This window comes from Pseudomonas syringae (assembly GCF_021605415.1).
Lineage (GTDB): Bacteria > Pseudomonadota > Gammaproteobacteria > Pseudomonadales > Pseudomonadaceae > Aquipseudomonas > Aquipseudomonas syringae_S.
The window spans coordinates 62916-78815 of record NZ_WKEQ01000020.1 but is presented as its reverse complement, the minus strand read 5'-3'; the positions used below and the strand labels follow the sequence as shown (position 1 = coordinate 78815).

General features: G+C 59.3%; 13 protein-coding genes, 2 tRNA genes and 1 pseudogene. 5 read left to right on the top strand and 11 right to left on the bottom strand.

The window, feature by feature from the left end:
• Positions 1 to 74 precede the first annotated feature (74 nt).
• The 3 genes and pseudogenes from GIW69_RS15660 to GIW69_RS15650 all read left to right on the top strand — a co-directional run.
• Positions 75 to 800: pseudogene (locus tag GIW69_RS15660) on the top strand (PAS domain-containing protein); the annotation flags it as partial.
• Positions 801 to 959: 159 nt separating this feature from the next.
• The gene (locus tag GIW69_RS15655) at positions 960 to 1391 is read left to right on the top strand and encodes a methyl-accepting chemotaxis protein (RefSeq protein WP_496570923.1); all 432 of its coding nucleotides are present in this window, start codon (positions 960 to 962) and stop codon (positions 1389 to 1391) included.
• A gap of 147 nt (positions 1392 to 1538) precedes the next feature.
• Positions 1539 to 2138, top strand: a complete 600-nt coding sequence (locus GIW69_RS15650) for a flavin reductase family protein (RefSeq protein WP_236483589.1) — start codon at positions 1539 to 1541, stop codon at positions 2136 to 2138.
• Positions 2139 to 2266: 128 nt separating this feature from the next.
• Here the strand turns inward: GIW69_RS15650 and ggt are convergent, their stop codons facing one another.
• Positions 2267 to 4099 (bottom strand): gamma-glutamyltransferase, encoded by a 1833-nt coding sequence (gene ggt, locus GIW69_RS15645; protein ID WP_236483588.1) that lies wholly within the window; start codon positions 4097 to 4099, stop codon positions 2267 to 2269.
• Positions 4100 to 4373: 274 nt separating this feature from the next.
• Between ggt and GIW69_RS15640 the strand changes: the two genes are divergently transcribed.
• Positions 4374 to 5474: a DUF2817 domain-containing protein gene (locus GIW69_RS15640; protein WP_236483587.1), complete on the top strand. Its 1101-nt coding sequence runs from the start codon at positions 4374 to 4376 to the stop codon at positions 5472 to 5474.
• A gap of 34 nt (positions 5475 to 5508) precedes the next feature.
• Here GIW69_RS15640 and GIW69_RS15635 read toward each other — a convergent pair whose 3' ends face one another.
• The 4 genes from GIW69_RS15635 to GIW69_RS15620 form a co-directional block, all read right to left on the bottom strand.
• Positions 5509 to 5763: a bacteriocin immunity protein gene (locus GIW69_RS15635; RefSeq protein ID WP_236483586.1), complete on the bottom strand. Its 255-nt coding sequence runs from the start codon at positions 5761 to 5763 to the stop codon at positions 5509 to 5511.
• Positions 5760 to 7016 (bottom strand): S-type pyocin domain-containing protein, encoded by a 1257-nt coding sequence (locus tag GIW69_RS15630; protein ID WP_236483584.1) that lies wholly within the window; start codon positions 7014 to 7016, stop codon positions 5760 to 5762. Before GIW69_RS15630 ends, GIW69_RS15635 begins: the two co-directional genes overlap by 4 nt.
• A 302-nt stretch (positions 7017 to 7318) precedes the next feature.
• Positions 7319 to 7395, bottom strand: a tRNA-Met gene (locus GIW69_RS15625).
• A 104-nt stretch (positions 7396 to 7499) separates the two neighbouring features.
• Positions 7500 to 9557, bottom strand: coding sequence for a methyl-accepting chemotaxis protein (locus GIW69_RS15620; protein ID WP_236483583.1), 2058 nt, complete (start codon positions 9555 to 9557; stop codon positions 7500 to 7502).
• 430 nt (positions 9558 to 9987) lie between these two features.
• On the opposite strand from GIW69_RS15620, the gene GIW69_RS15615 reads away from it, so the two are divergent.
• Positions 9988 to 11205 carry an MFS transporter gene (locus tag GIW69_RS15615; RefSeq protein ID WP_236483582.1) on the top strand — a complete coding sequence of 406 codons (1218 nt, stop codon included), beginning with the start codon at positions 9988 to 9990 and terminating at the stop codon, positions 11203 to 11205.
• A gap of 117 nt (positions 11206 to 11322) precedes the next feature.
• Here GIW69_RS15615 and ychF read toward each other — a convergent pair whose 3' ends face one another.
• The 6 genes from ychF to ispE all read right to left on the bottom strand — a co-directional run bounded on the left by ychF (position 11323) and on the right by ispE (position 15896).
• Positions 11323 to 12423, bottom strand: coding sequence for a redox-regulated ATPase YchF (gene ychF / locus GIW69_RS15610; RefSeq protein ID WP_236483581.1), 1101 nt, complete (start codon positions 12421 to 12423; stop codon positions 11323 to 11325).
• Positions 12424 to 12445: 22 nt separating this feature from the next.
• Positions 12446 to 13030 (bottom strand): aminoacyl-tRNA hydrolase, encoded by a 585-nt coding sequence (gene pth / locus GIW69_RS15605; RefSeq protein ID WP_095169011.1) that lies wholly within the window; start codon positions 13028 to 13030, stop codon positions 12446 to 12448.
• A gap of 171 nt (positions 13031 to 13201) precedes the next feature.
• Positions 13202 to 13804 (bottom strand): 50S ribosomal protein L25/general stress protein Ctc, encoded by a 603-nt coding sequence (locus GIW69_RS15600; protein ID WP_236483580.1) that lies wholly within the window; start codon positions 13802 to 13804, stop codon positions 13202 to 13204.
• Positions 13805 to 13945: 141 nt separating this feature from the next.
• Positions 13946 to 14887: a ribose-phosphate pyrophosphokinase gene (locus GIW69_RS15595; protein ID WP_003171603.1), complete on the bottom strand. Its 942-nt coding sequence runs from the start codon at positions 14885 to 14887 to the stop codon at positions 13946 to 13948.
• 45 nt (positions 14888 to 14932) lie between these two features.
• Positions 14933 to 15007 (bottom strand) — tRNA-Gln (locus GIW69_RS15590).
• 37 nt (positions 15008 to 15044) lie between these two features.
• Positions 15045 to 15896: a 4-(cytidine 5'-diphospho)-2-C-methyl-D-erythritol kinase gene (gene ispE, locus GIW69_RS15585; protein ID WP_236483579.1), complete on the bottom strand. Its 852-nt coding sequence runs from the start codon at positions 15894 to 15896 to the stop codon at positions 15045 to 15047.
• Positions 15897 to 15900 lie beyond the last annotated feature (4 nt).

The window sequence follows — 15900 nt, the reverse complement described above, 5'->3', positions numbered from 1 at the left end:
GGTCTTCAGAAAAGGTTTGTAAGGCCGATGGCTAGGCTGCATGTCGCGTTTACTCCTGCTATCGGTACTTTCTCATGTTCAATAAACACTTGAAGCAGGAGCTCCTGGCTCTGCGCGAAGAACTGTCCAGCCTCCAACAAGTGAAGGAGAGTCTGGACAGCGAGATGCTGGTGTTGACGCTTGAGCCCGATGGACGTGTGCAGTCGGTCAATCAGCATTTCCTCAGCGAGATGCGCTACAAAAGCCAGGATTTGATCGGTCGCCCGATTGGCGAGTTTTTACCGGCGCATGTGAAGTCCGACGATTCTCAACAGCGATTCGGGACGGCGCTGACCCGCGGCGAACATTATGCCGGTACCGTGCGCCTGATGCGTGGCAACGGCGAGGAAGCCTGGCTGCGCTCTATCATGCAGCCGATTCGCACCTCTGACGGGCGGATCAAGCATTTCTCGATTTACTCCAGCGACCTGACCCGCACCATCGAAGCCGCCCGCGAACACGAAAACATGATCGGTGCCCTGTTGCGTTCGACGGCCGTGATCGAGTTCGACCTCAATGGCAACGTGCTCACCGCAAATGACCGTTTCCTGAGCGGCATGGGATACGGTCTGGCCCAAATCAAGGGCAAGCATCATCGCCAGTTTTGCCTGCCGGAGGAGTACAACAGCGCCGGATACCAGAACTTCTGGCGTCGCTTGAACAACGGCGAATTCGTTGCCGACCGCTTCAAACGTGTCGACAGCCACGGCCGCGTTGTCTGGCTGGACGCCTCGTATAATCCGGTGGCGAACGCGGACGGCAAATTTTATAAAGTGGTGAAGTTCGCCTCCGTCATCACCGATCAGGTCAGTCAGGAAGACGCGGTTGCCGAAGCCGCGAACATTGCCTACAGCACCTCGTTGCAAACCGACAACACCGCCCAACGCGGTACCACCGTGGTATCGGAAGCGGTGAAGGTGATGCGCGATTTGTCCCGCCACATGCAGACCGCCGGTGAAGGCATCGAGGCCTTGAACGAGCAGTCACTAGTCATCGGCACCATCGTTAAAACCATCAGCGGTATCGCCGAGCAAACCAACCTGCTGGCGCTCAACGCCGCCATCGAAGCGGCCCGGGCGGGCGAGCAGGGCCGGGGTTTTGCGGTGGTGGCCGACGAAGTGCGGCAGCTGGCGTCGCGCACCAGTCAGGCGACCGACGAGATTGTCGGCGTTGTACGGCAAAACCAGGACATGGCGCGCAACGCCGTGGCGCTGATGACCGATGGCAAACTCCAGGCCGAGCAAGGCCTGGCACTGGCGGCGGAGGCGGGCACGGTCATCGTCGAAATTCAGGATGGCGCGCAGAAAGTGGTGAATGCGGTGGGGCAGTTCGCCAATCACCTGTCGCACTGATCTAAACCTGCCCCCCTGTAGGCGCTGCCGAAGGCTGCGATCTTTTGATGTTGGTTTTCAATGGCCAGATCAAACCATCGCAGCCTGCGGCAGCCCCTACCCGATAGGGCGCGTTACAATCGGCTCTTTCCCCTGGAGCAGATTTCCATGAGCGATTCTCACCGCCGCCCGGTTCCGCTGGCCAAAGCCTACCGTTTGCTCAATCACGGGCCAACCGTATTGGTCAGTGCCGCCCACGATGGCCAGCGCAATATCATGGCCGCCGCCTGGGCCATGCCGCTGGATTTCGAACCGCCGAAAGTCGCCGTCGTCCTCGACAAATCCACCTGGACGCGGCAATTGCTCGAAGCCAGCGGCACGTTCGTGCTGAACGTCCCATGCGTGAATCAGGCTGATATTGTGCAAACCGTTGGCTCGACCTCGGGCCTGGAAATCACCCAGGCGCAGGGCCGCGACAAGTTCGACGCCTATGGCTTACAGACCTTCACGGGCGAACACGTGGACGCACCGCTGCTCGACGGCTGCGTCGCCTGGCTCGAATGCCGCCTGCTGCCGGAGCCGCGCAATCATCAGGAATACGACCTGTTCGTTGCCGAAGTCATCGCCGCTCAGGCCGATGAACGAGTGTTCAGCGACGGCCGCTGGCACTTCGAAGGCCACGACGGATTGCGTACCTTGCACCATGTTGCCGGCGGGCACTTTCTGACCATTGGCGATTCGGTGGATGGCATAACGTTAGCGGTGTGATGTAAATCCCTGCCTTGACCCTCTCCTAAGTGGAGAGGTCGCTGATTGGCGGTTAGCTCAATATTTGGACACCGTGAAAATCGGCGCCCTCTTCTTCGGGAGAGGACTGGGGTGAGGGGCCGGGAACATCAGTCCCCCAGCGCCTCTCCCTCCCGCCGCGGATCCGCGCCACCCTCAAGCGATACGTTCCCCCGCGCATCCTTGACCCGCACGATGGCCTGGGTACCGCTGGTCATGTCGATTTCGTTGACCACATGCCCTTTGTCCTTCAACGCCTGAATCAGCGCCGGGCTGAACTGGCCTTGCTCCAGTTCCGTCGGGCCATTGCGGCTGCCGAAGTTAGGCAGGTTGATCGCGGTTTGTGGGTCGAGGTTCCAGTCGAGCAGGCTGACGGCGGATTTGGTCACGTATTCGATGATTTGCGAGCCGCCGGGGGAGCCGACGGTGGCGAGGAATTCGCCGCTGGCGCGATCAAAGATCAACGTCGGCGCCATGGATGAGCGCGGACGTTTGCCCGGTTCGACGCGGTTGGCGACTTTCTGGCCCTGCTCTTCGGGAATGAACGAGAAGTCGGTCATCTCGTTGTTCAGCAGAAAGCCTTGCACCATCAGGTGCGAGCCGAATGCCGATTCGATGGTGGTGGTCATCGACACCGCGCCGCCCTGGTCATCCACGGCCACCACTTGCGAGGTGGAAATACGCAGCGGCGAGCGATCCGGCGCGTAGGCGACTTGCACGCCCGGCGGCGTTCCCGGTTTGGCCGTGCCCATGCTGCGCTCGCCGATCAGGCTGGCGCGGCTGGCGAGGTAACCCGGGTCGACCAGCCCCTTGACCGGCACTGGCACGTAATCGCTGTCGGCCACGTATTGCGCGCGGTCGGCATAAGCCAGCCGCTGGGCTTCGGCGATCAAGTGCACGGCTTGCGGATCCGGTTCGACCCCGGCGGGTTTGTTGGTCTTATGCGGTTTGAATGACGTCAGCGACAACCGCGGGTCGCGGGCTTCCAGCGCCTGCAAGGTGCCAAGAATCTGCGCCACGGCAATCCCGCCGGATGACGGCGGGGGCATGCCGCAGACCTGCCAGCGTTTGTAATCGGTGCACAACGGCACGCGTTCTTTGGCCTGATAGCCCTGAAGATCCTGTAGCGACAGGCTGCCGGGGTTGGCGTGGCCCTGAACCTTGCTGACAATTTCTGCCGCAATCGGGCCTGTGTAGAGAACGTCCGGGCCCTCATTGGCGATGCGTTTGAGCACGGCGGCCAGTGACGGATTTTTCAACACGGTGCCGATGGCTTTCACGCTGCCATCAGCGTTGAGGAAATACGCGGCCATGTCGGGCGAGCGTTGAACGAAGGGATCGCCCATCAGGGATTGATGCAGGCGCGGGGAGATCGCGAAACCTCGCTCGGCGAGTCTGATCGCCGGTTCGAACAACTTCGCCCACGGCAGACGGCCGTGTTGTTTGTGCGCCAATTCAAGGGCGCGCAACGCGCCGGGTGTGCCGACCGAACGGCCGCCGATCTGCGCTTTTGAAAACGCCATCGGTTGGCCGTCGGGGTGCAGGAACAGCTTCTCGGTAGCCCCGGCCGGTGCGGTTTCGCGACCGTCATAGGTGCGCACTTGTTTGCCGTCCCACAACACGATCATCGCGCCGCCGCCGATGCCGGAAGATTGCGGCTCGACCAGCGTCAATACAGCCTGCATGGCGATGGCGGCATCAATCGCCGAACCGCCCTGGCGCAGCATCTCCCGGCCTGCTTCTGCGGCCAATGGATTGGCCGCCGCCGCCATGTGCCGGCTGGCAACCTGGGTATGCAAATCGGTGCGGTAGCCGGATGCGATTTCCGGCGCCAGAGGCAGGGTTGACGTGGTCGGCGCGTTACACGCAGCGAGGCTCAGGGTCGTGGCGAGAATGGTCAGGGCCGACCGGCGAATACGGCTCAGGGGCAAGGCTGAAAACACGTGGGCGCTCCATCCATGGCTAGAAAGGTCTGACGGACTGTATCGACCGACCCGGTATGACGCAAACCGCGAGACGGCCTCAATGTGTTTTTGTCCTTCATGCCTTGGTGAATTTTCTGTAGGGTCAGGAGCATCGAGTCATCCCAAATATTTCTTGTGGGAGCGAGCTTGCTCGCGAAAGCGGCAGTTCATTCAACGATAAAGCGACTGACCTTACGTCCTCGCGAGCAGGCTCGCTCCCACTGTCCAGGTCATTAAAATCCAAGGGGCAACCATGAACAGCGAGTTTCCTGTCCGGCCCAGCTATCGCGATCAGCGTGAGCGGTTTCTTGCCGCTGCGACGATCGCCGGCGCCACCCTCACGTCATACGCCCATCCGCGTTGCGGGCCGTTTGGCGAGCCATTGAGCACCGATGTCGCCGTGCTCGGCGATCCCCGCGCCAAACGACGACTGGTGGCGCTGAGCGGTACGCACGGCGTTGAGGGCTATTACGGTTCCGAGTGTCAGATCGATTGGCTGAACAGCTACGTGCAAGGTTCGTTACCCCAGGATGTCGCGGTGGTGATGATCCATTTGATCAATCCCTGGGGCACGGCGTGGCTGCGTCGCGTCAACGAGGACAACATTGACCTCAACCGCAATCAACTCGACTTCGACCGGCCACTGCCGGACAACCGCGCTTACGCCGAACTCCATGACATCTATGCCTGCTCCGATCTGGATGGCCCGCAGCGGCAGCGCGCCGATGCCATGCTCGAACGATTGATCGCCGAGCAGGGCTGGCCGGCAGTGATGTCGATTGTCGAGGGGGGGCAACACAGTCATGCGGATGGTTTGTTCTATGGCGGGATCGGGCCGAGCTGGTCGAACCGTACATTGCAGCAGATCGTCAAAGAGCACCTCTGCGATGCCGAAACCGTGATGAGTTTCGATCTGCATACCGGCGCCGGGGAATACGGCCACCCGATGTTGCTGACCATCACCCAAGCACCTTATCCGACACTGGCGCAGGCCCAGGCGATCTACGGCCCGTGGCTCTACACCTTGCACACCGGCGCCGACAGCGTGAGCGAAACCGGCGTGGCCGCGACCGCCACCGGCTACACCTCGCAAGCATTGCTCAATGCGTTGCCGGGCGTGGCGCTGATGCCGTTCGTGATCGAGTGCGGCACCTATCCGGGTGCTGATGTTCATCGGCATCTGCGTGATGACCACTGGCTGCATCTGCACGGCGATCCGCTGGATGCGTCGGGGAGGGCGATCAAGCTTGGCCTGCTGGAACAGTTCTATCCGGCCGATCCGGACTGGCGGGCGATGGTGGGATTACGCACCCGGCAAATCTGGGCGAAAGGGTTGGCGGCGCTGGCGGGGTGATGTGACACCAGCAAGTTTGGGTGGCGTTGCGCGTTCACTGCTTGAAACCAGGTAGACCATTCGCAGCACGCCACGCTTTCACAGTTCTGGTGATTCCTTCTGCCGTTGGGGATTTGCTCATGTCTTCCGGCCAGTAAATCAAGTCAGATCCTGACGGGTGCTCAGAGAGGCGCTCAAACTCAAGTAGCAACGGATCAAGTACTTCATCCGGACTGGTGTTGGCCGCAAGTACGGATTGTAGAAATGCAATGAATTCAGCTTCTGTGTAGTCAGGAATGGTTTTTTTCAAAGCTGCCCACCTCGGTGGTTTTCAATGTGGTTCTTGGGCGTATTTACTCGCAGGTTGTCCACGTCGTATACAGCGCCGTTGTTGGCGATAGGCTCCACGTGGTGCAACTCAAAAGATGTTCTGTCTCCCGCCCTGTCTTGCTTCCGAACTTTAGGTGACAAGCCGTCTCGCATTCGCTCAATGTTCCCCTGAATAAACTGTCCTGCCAACGCCTGATCGATAGCCACCTCCTCCCAGAATGCCTCCCTGAATTTATCAAAGCTTGAAAACTCCCGCCCCCTGAGCCTGTCCGCAATCCGTGTGGGAATCGGCGCACCTAACCCCGTTCCTGCCCCCGCAAGCCATACCCCCGAAACATTCTCGCCAATCCCCGACACGGTCCCCGGCGTCAATCTGGCCGGCTTCGAAAGCACCACATACAGCGACTTCAGCCCGGTCTCCGCCGGGAACACCAGAATACAATCCTCAGCGGTAATATCTTCGCCGGGCAGGCCTTCGATCTGGCTGTCGGTATTTTCGGCGATCGGGTGAACGAGGAGGGTGTTGAGGAACTCGCCGTGTTCGGGATAAACCAGTGGCGGCATGGAACCCAACGGCCCGCGTTGCGGCGTCCACAGAATGGTGATGCCGTTGAGCTTGGCCTCCATGGCGGTTTTGTCCTGGTTCCACTCGACCTTCACGGTGCGCACGGAGTCGTCGCCAGAGGTGCCGGTGTGGATGCCGTAAACCTGCATGACGCCTTCGACATCGCGTCGGAACTGGAAGCGCACGCGCGTGGTGGCGTGCGTCAGGGTGCGTAGCTGTTCGTCAGTGTGAAGCGTGCCGTCGCCCATCCGGGTCGGCAGCATCCCGAGAATGAACACGCTGGCCGGCCCGCCAGCGCCGCGAATGGCCCAGTTGAGGCGCTGCTGCAAGATTCCCCCACCGGCCATGCGCCCCAATGCCAGGTCGGCGCCGAGTGCAGTCGCAACAGCGGTGCTGGCCGACGGAAAAAGCATGGCGCCTGCCACCATGATCTTGCCGAAGTTGGCGGCGGGCTCAGGTGCCGTGCCGGCATCCGTTCGGCACCAGTTGCCCGGTATGCAGGACTTGGCAAACACCTGATCTTCGCGAGGTTTCGGTGTAGGCCATTCATCTTTTGGGATGTAGACCGGCTCCGGCGCTTTGGGTGGATTCCATGCGGCCCATGACGCGCCACCGTTGTGGCGTTTTCCGAGCCAGTCATCGTCGAAGAGGGATCTGTATCGAGCCATGACCACTCCCTGTATGGCTTTGAATTGAGCCAAGGGAGCTTGTCGGTCATTGGGGAATTCGGGCAAACCGATCAGTCGAATGACAGGCGCCTGGTTTTACGAAAAATCCAATTCATACCTGAACCGAACCCATTTCTTACGGCAATTTCGCTGTCTGCTGGGTAGCGGCTGGATCAAGTGAGCCGATGGCATTTTGCGCTTGTCGTCATTTGCGGCACGACGACGGAGGAATCGGCGATTGCCAACACTTTTCTCCAGGCATAAAAAAACGGCCTACCTTTCGGTAAGCCGTTTTTAGTACTTGGTGGCTACACAGGGACTTGAACCCCGGACCCCAGCATTATGAATGCTATGCTCTAACCAACTGAGCTATGTAGCCAAGTGGCGCGCATTATTCACCCGTAATGCAGATGCGTCAAGCGTAAATCTAAAATATTTCTTCAAGTTTTCAACCGCTTAACCTCAAGCGCCGAAAAACCGTACTCAGCGCAGCTGAAATCGTGCGGTGTTGGTGCTCAATGCCTGGCTGCCCTGACTCAAGGTGTCCGCCGCCAGGTTCACCGCCCGCGCGCCTTCAAGCAAACGTACCGCCGCTTGATCGACCTGTTGAATATTGCCGCTGACCTCATCGGCTGTCGTCGCTTGTTCTTCTACGGCGGTGGCGATTTGCGCGAGGGTGTCGGTGACGCTCTGTACGGCGCTGGCGATTTCCCCCAGACGTTCGCCCAGGCCCGTGACCGCTTCGGCATCTGATTGCGCCTGGCCACACGCCGCTTCCATCAGGCTCACCGCTTCGTTGACGGTGGAGCGCAGGCTGTCGACGGTGCCGGCAATCTGCGCCGTGGACGATTGCGTGCGTTGCGACAGACTGCGCACTTCATCCGCCACCACGGCGAATCCGCGTCCCTGTTCACCGGCGCGTGCTGCTTCAATCGCGGCGTTGAGTGCCAGCAGATTGGTCTGTTCGGCGACGCCACGAATGGTGTCGACCACCAATTGAATCTGTTGCCCCTGCTCGCTGACCCGACCCAACGCCGCTGCCGTGTCGTTGAGGCGCTGGTTGAGTTGCTGAATGCTCGCCGTGGTGCGCTGGCTGTCGCGGCTGCTGTCGGCTGCGATGCGTCGGGTGTGTTGAGCGCTGCCGGACGCTTGTTCGCAACTTTGCGCGACACCTTGCGAGGTGGCCGCCAGTTGTGTGGCGGCTGCGGCGATCTGGCTGATCTGCAATTGCTGCGCTTCGACTTCGCTGAGTGCGCCGCTGGAGTGATCGTTGAGGCTGCGCACTGCGTTGCTCAGCTGCGAGGTTTCGTGGTCGACACCGAGCAGGCTGGTGCGCAGTTGCACCACGGCAACGTTGAGCGCGGTGCTGATTGCCGCCAGCTCATCGCGGCCCTGCACCGGCGCCTGCAAACTGAGATTGCCGTCACGCAGCGCTTCGGCGAGCAGGGTGATGCCGCTGGCACTGCGGCGGATCGAGGCTTGCAGGCAAACGAACAGGTACAGCGCGGCCAACAGCAACACGCCGAAAATAGCGGCGACGACGATGAATTGGCGAATCGCCGCGCCATGGTAGTTGTCCAGACGCTGATCGAGCGTCGTCAGCGATTGTTGCCGCAACGTAGCGAGGTCGCCCAAGAGGGCGTCGAGGCTGCGCTCGAAGTCTTGCGGTTTAAGATTGATGCTGCCGCCGAACATGCCGTCGTCCAGCACCTTCAGTTCGGCGTCCAGATTTTTCAGACTGTCGTGATATTGACCGGCCCAACCTTGCAGGGCAGGGGGCAGGCGCGCTTCAAGCAGGCCAGCGGTTTTCACAAGCTGCTCACGGGCATCACCAATGCGGCTGCGCAGATCACGCAACTGCAAACGGCTTTGCAGGGTGAATTGCCCGGACACCACCGATGCCTGGCCGACCGCCGCCAAACGGCCGACCCGTTCGATCAGGTCCGGCGCGTGCTGCGTGGAAATCTGTGTGAGCAGATAGGTTTCAAGCCACGGCGCCAGGATCAGACGGTTATCCATCGCAATCTGTTCGCGTAACGCCTGCAGGGCGCTCAAGGCATTGGTGAAACGGTCATAACCGTCCGGCCACCAGCCGACGCTGCTCAGGCTTTTTGAGTCCAGTCCATTGAGAGCGATTTGCAGCGCCTGAAAGCGCGCCAGGGTCTCTTCTTCGGCCCCTTCGCGTTTCAGGGCTTCACCCAGGTCGACGGTGGCTTGCATGACGGCAGGCTGCACGCCGTCGAATGCGGCCATGGCGGCGAGCGTGGCTGGCGTCGGTTGGCGATTGGTCTCGGTGGCGCGCCAACGGGCAGCGCGGTCGCGTTGGGCGGCGAGCAAATTGTCGAGCGCATCGAGGGCGAGCAATTGGCGCACACCGGCGCGCTCGCCGCTAATGAGGCTCAACTTGTCGCGATAGTCTTGGCCGATCATCAACAGACTGCCGGCCAACGGCAGGATAAACAGCAGAAACAACAACTGGAATTTACGTGCGAAGCCGAAGCGCCCCAGCAGTCCGATCCCCGGTGATAAAAAAGCCTGCATGCCTCATGACTCCTTCGGACACCACGCACCATTGGCGTGCGTCGCGGTCGTTGCGACCCCGACTTGTGCCCCTTAAAAAGGCCTCGAAAGTTCACCCATGCCCGCTCTGTAGGCCGGCTCTGTAGCGAAACTTCCCATTCTCGATCCCCTTTGTAAGAGGGCCGCGTTCAAGTAGAGATACAAGGCAAGATTCAGACCATGGCGTAGCGCTATCACACTACACCTGTAGGCGCTGTCGCAGGCTGCGAACTTTTGATCTGTTTTGAGGGGCCAAATCAAAAGATCGTCCGAACGCGGCCCGAGCCTGCTGCAGCTCTTACAGAGTTATTAGTCGGTTAGTTAGCTGGCTAAGGGGATAGCGCTGACGCACCGAAAAATGGCACATTGACGCACCTGCCTGTGTGCACCCATCCGCCGTCCGGAAATTCCCATGGCTATCAGCAATGTTCAGTCCGCCGCATCGCCGGCGTCCGCTTCCCCGCAAAGCAGTCCACTGGTGATGCGCATCATCGGCGCCGTGGCGCTGGCGCATTTAATCAACGACCTGATCCAGTCGGTGCTACCGTCGATCTATCCGATGCTCAAGGCCAATTACGGCCTGACGTTTACGCAGGTCGGCCTGATCACGCTGACGTTTCAACTGACCGCTTCGCTGCTGCAACCGTGGGTCGGTTATCACACCGATCGCCATCCGAAACCATGGCTGTTGCCGGCCGGTACGGTGTGCACCTTGATCGGGATCGTCATGATGTCGGTGGTTGGCAGCTTCGCGATGATCCTGCTGGCGGCGGCGCTGATCGGCATCGGTTCGTCGACCTTTCACCCGGAAGCGTCGCGGATTGCGCGGCTGGCATCCGGTGGACGTTTCGGTCTTGCGCAATCGACTTTCCAGGTCGGCGGCAACGCCGGTTCCGCGTTCGGCCCGTTGCTGGCGGCGGCGATCATCATTCCGTTCGGTCAGGGCAACGTGGCGTGGTTCGGGCTGTTCGCGGTGTTTGCGCTGTTCGTGCTGTACCGGATCAGTCGCTGGTACGCCAATCACCTGAGCCTGTTCAAGCTCAAACAAGGGCAAGCCGCGACTCACGGGTTATCGAAGGGCAGGGTGACCAGTGCGTTGGTGGTGCTTGGGTTGCTGGTGTTCTCGAAGTATTTTTACATGGCCAGCCTGACCAGCTATTTCACGTTTTACCTGATTGAGAAGTTCGACCTCTCGGTCGCCAGTTCGCAGCTGCACCTGTTCCTGTTCCTGGGCGCGGTGGCAGCGGGCACATTCTTCGGTGGGCCGATTGGCGACAAGATCGGGCGTAAGGCGGTGATCTGGTTCTCGATTCTCGGTGTGGCGCCTTTCACCTTGATCATGCCGCACGTCGATCTGTTTTGGACGAGTGTTTTGAGCGTGGTGATCGGCTTCATCCTCGCTTCGGCGTTCTCCGCGATCGTGGTGTACGCGCAGGAATTGGTGCCGGGCAATGTCGGAATGATCGCCGGGGTGTTCTTCGGGCTGATGTTCGGATTCGGTGGGATTGGCGCGGCGTTGCTCGGGCATCTGGCGGATATTCACGGGATTGAGTACGTGTATTACCTGTGCTCGTTCCTGCCGTTGTTCGGGGTGTTGGCGATCTTCTTGCCACGCACGAAAAAGACCTGACCCACAATCCCAATTGCCGGAGTGAGCCTGCTCGCTCCTACAGGGGGCAGAATTGAGGCACAAAAAAGCCGCGTATCGAACGCGGCTTTTTCTTGGGCGTGTGTCGCTCTTAATGAATCAAACGTTGAAACGGAAGTGCATCACGTCGCCGTCTTTAACGATGTAATCCTTGCCTTCCAGACGCCATTTACCGGCTTCTTTCGCGCCAGCCTCGCCCTTGTACTGGATGAAGTCGTCGTAGGCGATGACTTCGGCGCGGATGAAGCCTTTCTCGAAGTCGGTGTGGATCACGCCGGCAGCCTGAGGTGCGGTAGCACCGACTTTGACGGTCCAGGCGCGGACTTCTTCGACACCGGCGGTGAAGTAGGTCTGCAGGTGCAGCATTTCGTAGCCGGCGCGGATCACGCGGTTCAGGCCAGGCTCTTCCAGGCCCAGGGCCTCAAGGAACATGTCTTTCTCTTCGCCATCATCGAGCTCGGCGATTTCCGCTTCGATCTTGTTGCAGACCGGCACCACCACAGCGCCTTCTTCCTCGGCGATGGCGCGAACCACGTCCAGGTGCGGGTTGTTCTCGAAACCGTCTTCGGCGACGTTGGCGATGTACATGACCGGTTTGGTGGTCAGCAGGTGGAAGCCCTTGATCACGGCTTTTTCATCGTTGCCCATGTTCTTCATCAGGCTGCGCGCAGGCTTGCCTTCGGTGAAGTGAGCGATCAGTTGCTCCAGCAGGCCTTTCTGAACGACGGCGTCCTTGTCACCGCCCTTGGCGTTGCGCGCGACTTTCTGCAGTTGCTTCTCGCAGCTGTCGAGGTCGGCGAAGATCAGTTCCAGGTCGATGATTTCGATGTCGCGCTTGGGGTCGACGCTGTTGGAAACGTGGATTACGTTCTCGTCTTCGAAGCAGCGCACGACGTGAGCGATCGCATCGGTCTCACGGATGTTGGCCAGGAACTTGTTGCCCAGGCCTTCACCTTTCGAGGCGCCGGCTACCAGGCCCGCGATGTCGACGAATTCCATGGTGGTCGGCAGGATGCGCTTCGGATTGACGATGGCCGCCAAAGCCTCCAGACGTGGATCCGGCATTGGCACGATGCCGCTGTTCGGCTCGATGGTGCAGAAGGGGAAGTTCTCGGCCGCGATCCCGGATTTTGTCAGGGCGTTGAACAGGGTGGACTTGCCGACGTTAGGCAGGCCGACGATGCCGCAATTGAATCCCATGGTGTTTCCCCTCGGAGTAGAGTCAGGCCTTCTGGCTGTGCAGGTTTTTCATCGCACGGTTCCATTCACCGGCGAGGATATCCGGCAGCACGCCGAGGGCAAAGTCGATGCTGGCATCGAGTTTTTCCTGTTCGGCGCGTGGCGCACGACCCAGGACGAAATTTGAAACCATGCTGGCGACGCCCGGGTGACCGATGCCAAGCCGCAGGCGGTAGAAGGTGTTCTGATTACCCAGTTGCGCAATGATGTCGCGCAACCCGTTGTGACCGCCATGGCCGCCGCCCTGCTTGAGTTTGGCAACGCCCGGAGGCAGATCGAGTTCGTCGTGCGCCACCAGGATTTCTTCGGGCTTGATGCGGAAGAAACCGGCGAGTGCCGCTACGGCCTGGCCGCTGCGGTTCATGTAGGTGGTGGGAATCAGCAGACGAACGTCCTGACCTTGATGCGAATAGCGCCCGGTCAGGCCGAAATACTTGCGATCGGCCACCAGGTTCACACCTTGTGCGTGGGCGATGCGCTCAACAAAAAGGGCCCCTGCGTTATGCCGGGTCTGTTCGTATTCAGCGCCTGGATTTCCCAGGCCAACGATCAGTTTGATGGCAGTCACGATAGGGGCCCTTCCTTGGAGTGGTGGATAACATCGCCGCAATCAGGGAGTGCGGCGAAAGTGGACGAAAAATGCTCATTTACCATGGATGTAAACTCCGCGTTCTCGCCCGCTTTCTCGCTACGTTCCAGTCCGCGATGTTACTTGATCACTCCGGCTTCGCAGAGTGAATTACTCTGCTGCGCCTTCTTCGGTAGCTTCTGGAGCAACACGTGGAGCGTGGACGTTGGCAACAGCCTTGTCATCGCCGTGTGCCAGAGCAACGAACTCGACACCTTTAGGAGCTTTAAGGTCCGACAGGTGAACGATGGTGCCGATTTCAGCGTTGGCCAGATCGACTTCGATGAACTCAGGCAGGTCTTTCGGCAGGCAGGAAACTTCAACTTCGGAAGTAACGTGCGAGATTTCGCCGCCTTTCTTCACTGGAGCAGCTTCGTTGATGAAGTGCACAGGAACGATAGCGGTCAGTTTCTGGCCGGCTACAACGCGTACGAAGTCAGCGTGCATCACGTGGCCTTTGGCCGGGTGACGTTGCAGAGCTTTGATCACGACGTTCTGCTTGGTGCCACCAACGTTCAGCTCGATGATGTGGCTGTAAGCCGCTTCGTTTTCGAGCAGTTTGGCAACTTCTTTGGCCAGCATGCTGATGGATTCAGGGGCTTTGTCGCCACCGTAAACAACAGCTGGAACCAGGGCGGCGAGACGACGCAGGCGGCGGCTCGCACCTTTCCCCAGGTCGGAACGCACTTCAGCATTCAGGGTAAAATCGTTCATTTTGTATCTCCAATATAGCCATGACCGAGTGGCGTTTGCGACCAGCGCCGAACACGGTATGGGCAAAAAAGCCCCGCCCCGACAGGAATGCCGGGGCGGGGCGCTTTTCGTCAACGAGACATTTCGAGAAGGGCAGGGCCCTTAACGGAACATCGCGCTGATCGATTCTTCATTGCTGATGCGGCGAACCGCTTCGGCAACAACCGGTGCGATATCCAGTTGACGGATACGCGCACAGGCTTGTGCTGCAGCGGACAGCGGGATGGTATTAGTCACCACCAGCTCGTCCAGCACGGAATTTTCGATATTCTCGATGGCCCGACCCGACAGCACAGGGTGTGTGCAGTAGGCAAAGACCTTGGCTGCGCCATGCTCTTTCAGGGCCTTGGCCGCGTGGCACAGAGTGCCGGCGGTATCGACCATGTCATCGACCAGAATGCAGGTACGCCCTTCGACATCACCGATGATATGCATCACTTCAGAGTGATTGGCTTTCTCACGGCGTTTGTCGATGATCCCGAGATCCACGCCCAGGGATTTGGCAACAGCCCGTGCACGCACGACGCCACCAATGTCCGGGGACACGATCATCAGGTTTTCGAAGCGCTGATCTTCAATGTCATCCACCAGAACCGGGGAGCCGTAGATGTTATCTACCGGAATATCGAAGAAGCCCTGAATCTGGTCAGCATGCAGATCAACCGTGAGAACACGATCGATGCCGACTACGGTAAGCATGTCAGCGACGACTTTCGCGCTGATGGCCACACGTGCGGAACGCGGACGGCGATCCTGACGGGCATAACCAAAATAAGGAATAACAGCAGTGATACGAGTAGCCGAGGAGCGGCGGAAGGCGTCAGCCATCACTACCAGTTCCATCAGGTTATCGTTGGTCGGAGCGCAAGTCGGCTGAATAATGAAAACGTCTTTACCGCGAACGTTTTCATTGATCTCGGCTGTAATTTCGCCGTCGGAAAATTTACCGACAGAGATGTCACCGAGAGGGATATGCAGCTGACGTACGACACGTCGAGCCAGATCGGGGTTAGCGTTCCCCGTAAAGACCATCATCTTGGACACGCGCAGTACCTAGAGGCTGAGGGTAACCTGGATGAGTATGGAAAATGGCAGGGGCGGCTGGATTCGAACCAACGCATGGCAGGATCAAAACCTGCTGCCTTACCGCTTGGCGACGCCCCTGTATCTGTTGCTTGCAAGTGCCGAGCACTTGGTTCCTTTAGAGCAGACTTTGCAGCTTGCGATGCAACATCGAAACGTTGCTTCCTTTCGCTACAAACCCTGTAAGGGTCTCTGTCAGAAGGGCCGAGACTTTATCAGCTTCAGCTTTGCTTGGGAAGCCCCCAAACACACAACTTCCAGTTCCGGTGAGTTTTGCTTCGGTAAAATTACCTAACAAATTCAATGCGTTACGTACTTCTGGATAACGCTTTGCTACCACCGGCAAGCAGTCATTACGACTGTTTCCCTTGGGAACGGGGCGCACTTTAATGGGCGGCGTGTTACGTGTCAACAAAGGATCGGAAAAAATTTCTGCCGTACTTACAGAGACTTGCGGCACCAGCACGACATACCACGGTTCCTCGGGTTCGACCGGGGTGAGTTTCTCGCCCACGCCCTCGGCAAAAGCGGCGTGACCTCGGACGAAAACCGGCACGTCAGCTCCCAGCGACAAGCCAAGTTCTGCGAGACGATCTTCGTCCCAGCCCAGTTGCCAAAAGTGATTAAGGCCGAGCAATGTCGTGGCTGCATTCGAGCTGCCGCCACCGATGCCGCCACCCATGGGCAGAATTTTGTTAATCCAGATATCAATGCCGAGCGTACTGCCGGATTGCGCCTGAAGTTTTTTCGCCGCGCGCACAATCAGATTGCTGTCGTGCGGCACGCCTTCGAAGTCGGTGTGCAGGTGGATCACGCCATCGTCACGCACCGCGAAGGTGATTTCGTCACCGTAGTCGAGGAACTGAAAGATCGTCTGCAACTCGTGATAGCCGTCTTCACGGCGACCGAGAATGTGCAGCATCAGATTCAGTTTGGCCGGCGAGGGCAGGGTGAGACGTGGAACCGTCATGCTG

Coding starts and splice junctions, on each gene's coding strand:
- GIW69_RS15620 (WP_236483583.1), bottom strand. CDS start 9,557: ATGCAGGCTTTTTTATCACCGGGGATCGGACTGCTGGGGCGCTTCGGC.
- GIW69_RS15615 (WP_236483582.1), top strand. CDS start 9,988: ATGGCTATCAGCAATGTTCAGTCCGCCGCATCGCCGGCGTCCGCTTCC.
- GIW69_RS15640 (WP_236483587.1), top strand. CDS start 4,374: ATGAACAGCGAGTTTCCTGTCCGGCCCAGCTATCGCGATCAGCGTGAG.
- ychF (WP_236483581.1), bottom strand. CDS start 12,423: ATGGGATTCAATTGCGGCATCGTCGGCCTGCCTAACGTCGGCAAGTCC.
- GIW69_RS15600 (WP_236483580.1), bottom strand. CDS start 13,804: ATGAACGATTTTACCCTGAATGCTGAAGTGCGTTCCGACCTGGGGAAA.
- GIW69_RS15630 (WP_236483584.1), bottom strand. CDS start 7,016: ATGGCTCGATACAGATCCCTCTTCGACGATGACTGGCTCGGAAAACGC.
- ispE (WP_236483579.1), bottom strand. CDS start 15,896: ATGACGGTTCCACGTCTCACCCTGCCCTCGCCGGCCAAACTGAATCTG.
- GIW69_RS15655 (WP_496570923.1), top strand. CDS start 960: ATGCGCGATTTGTCCCGCCACATGCAGACCGCCGGTGAAGGCATCGAG.
- GIW69_RS15650 (WP_236483589.1), top strand. CDS start 1,539: ATGAGCGATTCTCACCGCCGCCCGGTTCCGCTGGCCAAAGCCTACCGT.